The organism is Lacticaseibacillus salsurae, from assembly GCF_045862175.1.
GTDB classification, from domain to species: Bacteria; Bacillota; Bacilli; order Lactobacillales; family Lactobacillaceae; genus Lacticaseibacillus; species Lacticaseibacillus salsurae.
The window spans coordinates 48397-59059 of the sequence record NZ_BAAFZI010000011.1; the positions used below are offsets into that span (position 1 = coordinate 48397).

Consider the following 10663-nt stretch of genomic DNA (forward strand, 5'->3'; position numbering starts at 1 on the left):
ACTTTAAGGTGAGAAATCAATAAGGCGCCTGTCGCACAAAGTCATTGGGCTTTGCGTGGCAGGCGCCTTATTTGGTGTCTCGTTGCTATTTGATATAAGCGGTCTTATACCCCCACTGCGTTCCTGCAGTGTTATGGGTCAAACCTTTGACGTCACCTTTTTGCAAGTAGGCGGTAACTTGTTGATACAGCGGCGTCACCCCTTGAGCTTGGTTGAACAACTTCGCGGCTTGCACCAGATCTTCCCAGCGCTTGGCGGCATCATTGGCATCAGTCGTCGTTGCCTTTTGGATCAAGGCGTCATATTGGGCGTTGGAATATTTGCCGTAGTTATAAGGCGTGTTAGATTCTGGGATCTGCAAGAAGCTGATTGGGTCATTGAAGTCGGCACCCCAACCAGATAACGCCAAGTCGAAATCGCCATCGGTTTCTTTTTGCTTGGCCATTTGTGATGGCAAAGCTTTCAAGTTGATGGTCAAACCTGGTAATTGATCAGGGAGTTGGCCGGCAATATATTCTGCCGTGGTTTTGCTTGTTGGATCATCGTTAGAATACAACAGCGTCAAGGTCAACTTGGTTTTACCGATAGCTTTGAGGCCTTTGGTCCAGTGGGCTTTAGCTGACGATGCGGCATAGTTGATGGTGTTGGCGACAGTTTGTTGCTTGGCGAAATCTTTGCCTGTCGTCGGATCACTGGCTAAGTCATTGGGTACAAAACCGCTTGGAATTTCTGAACCGTTACCTAAAGCCTTTTTGGTCAGCGCTTTGCGATCTAGCGCTTGGGAAAAGGCTAAGCGAATGTCTTGGTTATTCATCGCGGCTTTGACGGTGGCATCTTTGGCGGCGAAGTTATATTGCAAGTACGCAATATACGAGTATGCGTAAGAACGGAAGGTGCTGTCTTTTTCGTATTTTGGCACTTGGTTAACTGCCAGTGGCGTCAGATCCAACTTGTTGGTGTTGAATAAGTTAACGCCGGTGCTGGTGTCTTCCACCACTTGGAAGTTGATTTTTTGCAGGCGAACCACTTTTTTATCCCAGTAGTATGGGTTTTTCTTAAAGGTCCACGTGTTGCCAGTCCCGTTCCAGCCAGTGATCACAAAAGGCCCAGAATAAAGCATTTTGCTGCTGGTGGTGGCGTATTTCTTGCCATATTTGGTGACAGTTTTTTCATTTTGCGGGGCAAACAGCGGATAAGCCATCAAGACTTTGAAATACGCGATCGGCGTGTCTAAGCTGACTTGAACGGTGTGGGTATCCAAAGCTTTGATCCCTAACGTGTCAGGCTTGGCTTTGCCTTGGTTGATGGCATCGGCGTTTTTGATCCCAGAAAACAAGTAGCTATACGGGGACTTGGTTTTAGGGTCGATCGTGCGCTGCCAAGAATAGACAAAGTCTTGGGCCGTGATCGGCGAACCATCGCTCCACTTGGCGTTATCGCGAATGGTAATGGTCCAAGTTTTTCCATCGCTTGACTTCACGGCTTTGCTGGCTAAACCGGCGATGGCTTTCCCATTTTGACCTAAGCGCCAGAAGCTTTCGTAAACATTGCCAGTTTGGCCGTAGCCAGTGGCTTGCGCCAAGTCGATCGTGGCCAAAGGTGCGGTGGCACTTAAATTCAGTTCCTGTTTCGGCGCTGAATTCGACTGGCTTTTGGTGTTGTTGCCGCAAGCTGCCAAAACCAAGCCTAATGCTAAGGTCACAACAGTTAATGCGGCAGTTTTGAAATGCGTCATCACAATTCCTCCAATTGATTTTTACGACAAAAAGGCGCCGACGATCCTCCAACGATGCAAAAAGCATCCGCTGAAGGCGTCGGCGCCAAAATTTGGTCTAGTCGTTACCTAGCCAAATATGCCGTCCAAGAGTCCGCCATCAGCGTCGACTTGCACATGCATACGCAGCAACATTGCATTTGTTTCATCGATTCGTTCATAGCGGCCCCTCCTTTTTTTAATATGGGCTTAGCATACCTGAGGTTTTCACCTCTGTCAAATAAAATATCCGGATAATTTGTTATCTGCAACCAAAAGCATCAAGATTTCGCTGATTTGACGGCGGTACCAATCACTTTTGATTCGGGTGTCCTTGCCAAGTGCGGCCATCCGGTCAAATCAGCACCTTAACCAAGCTACCAGAATTTGTCATTATCCTATCATGACACGATACCAATTGCAACCAATTGGTGTGAATTTTTTAATGCTGCGTCATCGCTTTTTTAATAGACACGGCAACACAAAAAAACCTTTGCGCCGCGATCCAAGTGATCGTGGCGCAAAGGTGCTGAGGCTTATTCGTATAAGAACCCGGCTTCACGCAAGGCTTGTTTGATCTCAGAGATCTGTTCTGGCTTTTCATAGCCAATGGTGTGTAGGTGAACGCCATCAGTCAATTCAGACAACATATGGCTTTCATGTTGCAACATGCGTGAGTGAAACAAGTGGATCTCTTGTTCTGAAGCCACTTCAAGCGAGCCGCGTAATTGGCCATATACTGGGTGATCGATCATGACATCTTTCACGACGCCACCATGATCGATAATGATCTGCATTTCTTTAACGGCATCTTCTGGGGAGTGCTTGCAAACGATCACAGCAGTTTTTGTGGCGCTATCTTCAAACTGATAGCCGCGCGGTGTGGCGATCAGTTTCGTCCCTTGGGCCCGCAACAAAGCCACATCCCCGACGACCGTTTGGCGACTGACCCCAAACTTTTTGGCAAAAGCCGTGGCGGTGATCGGGGCTTTGGCGTCGGCTAAGGCCATTTGAATCTGAGATTGACGTTCAGCACTGGTTAACATAGTAAATCCCTCCGTTGCATTGTCTTATACCCCCAGCTTACGCTAAAACACCAGTGCTGACCAGTCTATTAACAAAATTATTGGAAGCGCGCTCGACCTGCGCGCCGATGCAGACCAATCCGGATCAGCTTATCACACTCCGTGACGATCAAGGTGATAAATCCTGCCGCGACTGCGATCCCCCATTCACGCCAGCTCATCGCTGCGGTGCGCATGACACTTTGCATGAATGGCAAATACGTCAAGCCTAGTTGCAACACCATCATCAACCCAATGATCCAAAAGGCGTGCGGATTGGAGAAGAACTGCTTGGAAAACACGATCGCTTTGGTGCGAATGTTAAACAGATAAAAGATCTTGCCTAAGATAATGATGTTGACCATCATCGTTGATGCCACTGCTGGGCTGGCGATGCCATTGCGCAACAACCAGTCATGGGCGATCAAGCCGATCCCAGAGATCAGCACCGACACATACAACAGTTGGAAAACGTCATGCTTGTTCATCATCGGGGCATCGTTAGGCCGCGGTGGCCGCAACATGATCCCATCTTCTGCTGGTTCAAAAATAAACGCTAATTGGATGGTGATCGCCGACACCATGTTGATCCAAAGCATTTGGCTGGCATTTAACGGCATATCATCGCGGGTCAACACGGTAAACGCGATCACTAACCCTTCAGCAAAACTAGTCGGCAACAAGAACAAAATACTTTTTTTGATGTTGTCATAGATCCGGCGACCTTCTTTGATCGCCCGTTGCATGGTCGTAAACTTATCGTCTGTTAAGATCATGTCGGCGGCATCTTTGGCCACGTCAGTCCCAGACTCACCCATGGCCACGCCGATATCCGCTTGTTTCAACGCTGGGGCGTCATTGACCCCATCGCCGACCATGGCCGTCACGTTGCCAGCTTTTTGCAAAGCTTGTACGATCGCCAATTTATCAGCCGGCGTGGTGCGAGCAAACACATCTGCTGACACCATCGCGTGTTCGCGATCTGCAGGACTCATGGCTGCCAGTTGCGCGCCAGTGACGACTTGTGGGTCATCGGCCAAACTCAAGGTTTTGGCGATCGCTTGGGCGGTTTGCGGGTGATCGCCAGTGATCATTTTAACTTTCACGCCTGCTTTGCGCATGTCGCGGATCGACGCGATCACTTCTGGACGCGGCGGATCGATCAATGCGGCCAACCCTAAAAAGTCGATCCCTTCAGCTAACAGATCATGACTGATCGTATCTGCGTCTACCACGCGTGAACCCACGGCAATGACGCGTTGGCCTTTTTGCGAACAAGCGCTGGTCCAAGCCAAATAATGGGCCTCATCAAAGTTTGGATCCGCTTGTTTGGCCATCGGCAATAACTTATCTGGCGAGCCTTTGATATACAGCTTTTTGGTGCCGTCTGCTAAGCGCACCAACTTGGCCATGTAACGAAAATCCGAATCAAATGGCATCAGATCCAATTCTTCAAGCTCTTCAGTGACGCCAAAAGCCTTTTGATATGCGGTGATAAACGCCCCATCAGTGGGTTCGCCGTTGATCTCATATTTTCCGTCGATTTGCGCTAACGTGGTATCGTTGGCTTCATAACCGGCTAACAACAACGCCGCGAGATCTTGGTGGTCTGCTGGCGCGATCACCTGTTGATCCAAGGTGAAGTCCCCAGCTGGCGCATACCCAGTGCCGCTGACGGCATATTCAGCTTGCGGCGTCAAAATATGCGTCACAGTCATTTCGTTTTGTGTCAACGTCCCAGTTTTATCAGTGGCGATCACATCCACTGAACCTAACACTTCAACCGAAGGCAAGTCTTTGACAATGGTGTTTTCGTTTTTGGCCATGGCTTGCACACCCATGGCTAAGATCACACTCGTCGTCGCTGGTAGCCCTTCTGGCATCGACCCGACGATCATCGTCACGATCCCTAACGCCAAAGTCCCTAAGGTATAGTGGCCGCCGATCAACCCAAAGATAAATAAGGCCACCGCAAACGCCAAGATCCCATAAGAGATCCCTTTGCCGATGCCATCAAGTTGCTTCATCATTGGCGATTGGCGCTTTTTGGCGTTAGCCACTGCCGCGGAGATCTTCCCGAGTTCACTATCTGCGCCAGTGGCGATCACCAAACCCAACCCAGAACCTGATGCCACGGCCGTTGACGAAAAGGCCATATTGGCTTGTTCAGCTAGCGGGGTGTCGCTTGGCAATGCGTCAGGCGATTTGGCGACGGAGTTGGTTTCACCAGTTAACACTGCTTCTTGCATCATCAAGTTATCGCTATCAATGATGCGCAAGTCAGCTGGGACATTATCCCCAGCTTCAAGGAACACGACGTCGCCGACCACCAGTTCTTCGGCAGGGACGTCGATGCGCTGGCCGTCACGATAAACCGTGGCATTATGGGCCAGCATTTTTTTGATTTGATCAAGCGAATCAGAGGCATTACTTTCTTGAATGTAGCCAATGATCGCATTGATAATGATCACCAAGGCAATAATGATCGTGTCAGTCAACAAGCGCATCATGCTGGTCATCAGCGCTGCGCCGATCAGAATGTAAATGATCAAGTTGTTGAACTGCCGCACGAATAAGACCCACTTTGGGGTGCGATGTGAAGCTAAAGCGTTGGGCCCATTTGCGGCTAAACGTTTTTCGGCCTCGGCTTGCGTCAAGCCGGCCTCTAAGTCAGGCGTTTTGACGGTTTGTTGCACCTGTGCCACCGTTAAGTGGGTCATTTTTATCTGCGCACTGGGATCTTCCATATATCATCATCCTTTTAATTAATATTTTAGTCACTGCTTCTAATTTAATCTTACGGGGATGGGAAAATTAGTGCAAGTCTCAGCCTCGATATTTCCCGGGCAATATTTTAGGTGTCACATTCAGACCCAACCTAGCGCTCGGATCACTGCCATGGCAACGATCCCGACGATCACCACCACCAGCAAACTCTTGGAGATCACCCCAGCGATGATGGCTGGAATACTGGCGATCAAATTCTCAGTATTGACGCTTGGCCATTGCCCTTGGTGATACACCAACAAGCTTTCAACAAAAATCGCCGCTAAGATCGCCACTGGCACAAAACTTAAAAACTGCAGCAGCCATTTCGGCAGCGTGGCGGCTTTCACCAACGCAAACGGCACCACACGGATCAGCCAAGTGACCAACCCGCACAAAATGATCGTGATCAGCACTTTACTCATCGATGTTCCACCGCCATTCCAAATAAGCACCCTAAGATCGTCGCCACTAAAATAGCTGTCGACCCTGGCATGAAGCGCATCAAGATCACCATCACTACCCCCACAAAAGCCGCCACGGTCAAATGACGCAAAAAGGGCTTCGAGCGATCCGTGATCATTTGCAAATATAACAAGCCGATAAACATGGCCACTACCGCAAAATCCAACCCCAGCGCTTTGGCATCTGGGATCAAACTGCCGATCAGCGCGCCGATCACCGTGGCAATGATCCACACTAAGTAAGCCACCACATTGGCGGCATGAAACCAAGCCGGCCGCAAATGGTGATCCGTTAAGTTGAGCTTGTTCATGGACAGCGCAAAAGTTTCATCTGTCAACAAAGTCCCAATGGCAATATTTTGGCCCATAGATTCGTCTTGTAAATATGGCGCCACCGTCATGCTCATTAAGCTCATGCGGGCATTGATCAACAGCGTCGACACCACGATCGCGCCGATGGGACTGCCTGCCAGCAACATGCTGGTGATCACAAATTGGGCACTGCCGGCATAAACGATCAATGACATCAACAACACGAACCATACTGATAAATGACTGGTATGGGCCACGATGCCAAACGCCAACCCCACGCCGATATAGCCAAACACTGTCGGCATGACGTCTTTGATCCCCGCTTTAAAGTCTAATTGCGCATCCATCCGCTCACCTCGCGTTTTAATATGAGAACTTAATTAGATTTTACCTGTTTATTTTTCATTATCAACCCTAACCCCATAAACACCGGCGATTTCTGCTCACAAAAAAAGACGCTTGCCGATTTCAGCAAACGTCGATGCCGCAACTTCACGCCGCCAACTGCGGCAACGCTGGTTTGGCAAAGAAGTACCCTTGGAAATAATGGATCCCTAGCGCTTCGACAAAATCGATATCGGCTTGCGCTTCGACTCCTTCTAAAATGATCTGCAAAGAATTTTTTTGCGCCACCTCGGCCCAAAAGCGGATCCGCTCTTGAATGCGTTGGGTAGATTCCGTTTGCCGCAAATTCTGCATGGCAAATTTCACGCCGTCGACATAAGGGATCAGCTGTTGCACCAATTCAAAGGAGTTATCCGACCCGACATCATCAATATGAATCTGGATGCCAGCAGCGCGGTAGATCGCGGAAATACTGCGCGTGGTTGCCAGATCTGGCACATCCACGATTTCCACCGTCAACGCATCTGGGCCGTCATGGCTTTGTAAGCAAGCGATCAAAGCATAGGCAGTTTGCGGGTCAGCAAATTGCGCCAAGGTCAAATTGATCGCCACGTTCTTGCTGTGGGCATTGGCGACAGCTTGATAGATCAACTGGACTTGCAAGTCGATTGCCAAATCAAAAGAATTTGGCAACACCCAGCGGCCTTGGGCGATATCATAAGTCCGCAATAATAACTCATTGCACCAAACTTGCGGCGGTTGCGCGCTTGCATCCATGATCGGTTGCGCAAAAAACGCATACTTTGGCGCGATACTGCGCATTTCATTGGCTTGCACCGGCGCGCCATCGATCGTGATCGTGTCGCGCCCGCGTTGCTTTGACGCATACACATTGTCATCGGCGCGTTTGTACAGATCATCGGCCACGCCATCGCCAACTTGCACTTCAGTCACGCCGATCGACGCGGTCACTGGGATCGCGACGCCTTCATAACTGAACTGCCCGTCATGGATCGCTTGAAAGCATTCGCGGATCACTGGCAACAGTTGATCCGGCGAAGCGTTGGGGAAAGCCACATTGAACGCTTCGCCGCCAGCGCGATAGAAGTGCTCATGCAAGTCATGTTTTTTCAACACGCCAAGCAAAGTTTCAGCAGTTTGGATCAACACCGCATTACCAGCCAAATGCCCGAATTCTTGATTGATCTTACGCAACCGGTCGATATCTAGCGCCATCAACGTCAACGGTTGATGATCGGCTTGCGCTTTTTCAAACAATGCCGTGATATCGGCTTGATCTTGCTGATAAGTGGTCGCATTGGTCAGCTTGTCATAAGCGGCGAGATCTTTGAGTTGTTGATGGGTTTGAAATTGTTGCCATTGCCAACTCCAAAAAAAGTCCGTCAACGCCGCCATCACCAAAAACATCCCCACGGCTTGCGTGGCCAAGCGCCCATCTACGCGCAATCCCGCAGCCAGCGGTGGCACCGTATACCAAAACGCGATCCCAGCAAATGCGGCCACGATCATCAACGTCCGCGAGCGATTACGGTTTTCATCAGCCCGCAGGCGAATGGCGATCCCGATGCCTAGCATCGCCACCATCGCCAAATACCCCCAAGCCGATTGGCCAGAGGCATGATGCATCCACCAGATCCCAGCAACACCAAGCATGCGCAGCGCGTATTCACCAATGGCGATCTGCTCATCAAAAATCGGCACCAGCAAAATAAACAGCGCCATATTGGTAAACATCATGCCATCCATAAATCCGGCATACCCGCCATAAGCCATGATCGCCCCAGTCGCCAGCGGCATCAGCGTCAACAACCAGCGAAAAAAGGTCGCATCGCGTTGCCCACCAAAAGCCCGTCGCCAAATATACAATTCAATGCCAACAAAGCCTGCCGTGAAAAACGTCGCCGCAACTGTTTGAACCAGCCACATGCTTGCTGAAAGATCACCAAAATTAAAGTTCAAGCCGCTGCCCCCTTTTGGCTGGATGCCTGATCGGTTCCATTTTCTCACAATTATTTTTGCCTGAACAGGCGCTTTGACCAGGTTTCATGAGAAATTCCCGCAAAGGCGCTAGGTTCTTTCACCTGGCCGCCGTGTTAAAATAAGCGTATCAATCGTTGGAGGCGTTTTTGTGACTTATCGAGCTGTGGCATTATTTGATCTAGACAAAACCTTACTGAATCCCCAAAAGCAGATCCCACCAGAAAATCTCGCCGCATTAAAAGCGTTAAAAGCCAATCATGTGTTGACGGTGCTGTCGACTGGGCGCAATTATTATGAACTTGCCGATTGGATGCGCTTAGGCGAGATCTCCAGCGCCATTGCCGCCAATGGCGCAGACGTGTACCACCAAGGGCAACATTTATTTGAAAGTCCGGTCGGTTTACCGCAACTACATCGTTTAACGGCACAAGCCAACGCTGACGGCGTGGCTTTGGCTTATTATAATGGGCGCTGTTCGGCACTTTCACAAACCACCCCACAAACCCAAGCCAATTACCAATGGGTGCGCCAAACCCCGCCACCAGTGGATCCGGCGTTTTTTGATCACAGAGACGTGTGCATGTTGTTGATCTTTTTGGCGCATAACGCGCAAGGTGATGCCATGGGCGAGCGCTATATCAAGGCTTTTCCTGAGTTGCAGTTTTACCGCAACGGCGAAAGCACCTTAGACATCGTCAATGCGCACCAGTCTAAAGCCAGCGGGCTGGACATTTTGATGAAGCAGCCAGAACTTAGCGGTTTGCCAACTTATGCTTTTGGCGATGGCAACAATGATATCGCCATTTTAAAAGCCGCCACAGTTGGGGTGGCCATGGGCAATGCGTTGCCTCAAGTGGCGGCAGTGGCTGATTATCAAACCGATGACTACTTACATGCCGGCATCCCCAAGGCGTTGAAACATTTTGGCTTGATTTGATTAAATAACATTGGCACAACTTTCATCGCCGTGGGGTCAAGGTTATCAGGCGATACAATAATTTGACGAAGCGAACGTTTGTTTGTATACTGAATGAGGACGTTTGGTGTACCGTTTGTGAATCAAACAGACTGCCGCCGCACCCCAAAAAAATAATTTTTTTATCTAGCCAAGGTTGTGACATTCGGCTTCAACGCTGTTATACCAGCCTGTACTAGCAAATTTGGCCTTGACAAGCGCAACCGCCAGCCGCTGGGTCGCGTGCACTTGTGAACTGATTTTCACAAACTTTTGAAAATTGGCGTTTGGCCAAATTCTGCTATACTGGAAGCAACTTGTTGCTGCAACGGTTGTCTGCAGGACTTGGATTAGATAACTTGGAGGCCTTGAAGTGATCGATCAATCTACCCTTAAGCCCATTGTGTGGCTGAATGATAACTGCTATATTACGTTAGTTCCAGATGCGACTTATAACTTAGAAGTCTGGCAACGCGATTCAAACGATCACGACCAACGCCTCGGTCGTATGGACTACAAATTCCACCGCGACACTTTCGCCGGGTTCATCTACCGGCTGTTGCCAAAAATCGATCTCTTGCAGATCCACGCGATCCAAAAGCGCCTCAATCCCTATTTTGATTTGGAAGTGTAACCATGGATGCTTTAGTGATGAAGTTATTGATCATGGTAGTCACCGCTTTGGCTGTGACCATCGCTTTGCTCATTTTCGAATGGCGCACCAAGCAAGGCACCAAGCTGTCATACAGCTTAAAAGGCGCCGTCAGCGTCGTGTTGATCGGTGTGTTGATCAGTTTACTTACAGTACGCTAAAAAGCCGCGATCTCCGCGGCTTTTTTGTTTGCACTCATGGACCGAAAATCTGGGGGCTGCGGCGGTAAGCACCTAATAACAGACCGCCTATCCCTCTCAATTGCCAAGCGGTATCATGACCTCATCATAAGAATGGTGAGGTATTTATATGGACGAAGATCAACCCGAGATTGTTCGTATCAAGTTGGAC

At 49.6% G+C, this 10663-nt stretch carries 9 protein-coding genes; 3 read left to right on the forward strand and 6 right to left on the reverse strand.

Translation table 11 applies throughout. The annotated features are described in order from the left end of the window. Positions 1 to 85: 85 nt before the first annotated feature. The 6 genes from ACKTSG_RS05515 to ACKTSG_RS05540 all read right to left on the reverse strand — a co-directional run bounded on the left by ACKTSG_RS05515 (position 86) and on the right by ACKTSG_RS05540 (position 8684). Positions 86 to 1735 (reverse strand): peptide ABC transporter substrate-binding protein, encoded by a 1650-nt coding sequence (locus ACKTSG_RS05515; protein WP_407892739.1) that lies wholly within the window; start codon positions 1733 to 1735, stop codon positions 86 to 88. A 554-nt stretch (positions 1736 to 2289) separates the two neighbouring features. Then, on the reverse strand, positions 2290 to 2799 hold the full coding sequence (locus ACKTSG_RS05520) for a transcription repressor NadR (protein WP_407892741.1): 510 nt from the start codon (positions 2797 to 2799) through the stop codon (positions 2290 to 2292). 77 nt (positions 2800 to 2876) lie between these two features. Further along, positions 2877 to 5564 (reverse strand): HAD-IC family P-type ATPase, encoded by a 2688-nt coding sequence (locus ACKTSG_RS05525; RefSeq protein WP_407892743.1) that lies wholly within the window; start codon positions 5562 to 5564, stop codon positions 2877 to 2879. A 120-nt stretch (positions 5565 to 5684) separates the two neighbouring features. Then, positions 5685 to 6008 (reverse strand): AzlD domain-containing protein, encoded by a 324-nt coding sequence (locus ACKTSG_RS05530; RefSeq protein ID WP_407892745.1) that lies wholly within the window; start codon positions 6006 to 6008, stop codon positions 5685 to 5687. Further along, on the reverse strand, positions 6005 to 6706 hold the full coding sequence (locus ACKTSG_RS05535) for an AzlC family ABC transporter permease (protein ID WP_407892746.1): 702 nt from the start codon (positions 6704 to 6706) through the stop codon (positions 6005 to 6007). The genes ACKTSG_RS05530 and ACKTSG_RS05535 overlap by 4 nt, the downstream gene beginning before the upstream one ends. A gap of 145 nt (positions 6707 to 6851) precedes the next feature. Next, on the reverse strand, positions 6852 to 8684 hold the full coding sequence (locus ACKTSG_RS05540) for a diguanylate cyclase domain-containing protein (RefSeq protein ID WP_407892748.1): 1833 nt from the start codon (positions 8682 to 8684) through the stop codon (positions 6852 to 6854). Positions 8685 to 8853: 169 nt separating this feature from the next. Here ACKTSG_RS05540 and ACKTSG_RS05545 point away from each other — a divergent pair, with 169 nt between their 5' ends. From ACKTSG_RS05545 to ACKTSG_RS05555, 3 genes are all read left to right on the forward strand, one after another. Then, positions 8854 to 9642 carry a Cof-type HAD-IIB family hydrolase gene (locus tag ACKTSG_RS05545; protein ID WP_407892750.1) on the forward strand — a complete coding sequence of 263 codons (789 nt, stop codon included), beginning with the start codon at positions 8854 to 8856 and terminating at the stop codon, positions 9640 to 9642. A 391-nt stretch (positions 9643 to 10033) separates the two neighbouring features. After that, on the forward strand, positions 10034 to 10294 hold the full coding sequence (locus ACKTSG_RS05550) for a hypothetical protein (protein ID WP_407892752.1): 261 nt from the start codon (positions 10034 to 10036) through the stop codon (positions 10292 to 10294). A gap of 2 nt (positions 10295 to 10296) precedes the next feature. Next, positions 10297 to 10473: a hypothetical protein gene (locus ACKTSG_RS05555; protein WP_407892754.1), complete on the forward strand. Its 177-nt coding sequence runs from the start codon at positions 10297 to 10299 to the stop codon at positions 10471 to 10473. The last annotated feature ends 190 nt before the right edge of the window (positions 10474 to 10663 follow it).

Bases quoted from the DNA above. Each gene is read 5' to 3' on its own strand.
- ACKTSG_RS05515 (WP_407892739.1), bottom strand. From the start codon at position 1,735: ATGACGCATTTCAAAACTGCCGCATTAACTGTTGTGACCTTAGCATTA.
- ACKTSG_RS05520 (WP_407892741.1), bottom strand. From the start codon at position 2,799: ATGTTAACCAGTGCTGAACGTCAATCTCAGATTCAAATGGCCTTAGCC.
- ACKTSG_RS05525 (WP_407892743.1), bottom strand. From the start codon at position 5,564: ATGGAAGATCCCAGTGCGCAGATAAAAATGACCCACTTAACGGTGGCA.
- ACKTSG_RS05530 (WP_407892745.1), bottom strand. From the start codon at position 6,008: ATGAGTAAAGTGCTGATCACGATCATTTTGTGCGGGTTGGTCACTTGG.
- ACKTSG_RS05535 (WP_407892746.1), bottom strand. From the start codon at position 6,706: ATGGATGCGCAATTAGACTTTAAAGCGGGGATCAAAGACGTCATGCCG.
- ACKTSG_RS05555 (WP_407892754.1), top strand. From the start codon at position 10,297: ATGGATGCTTTAGTGATGAAGTTATTGATCATGGTAGTCACCGCTTTG.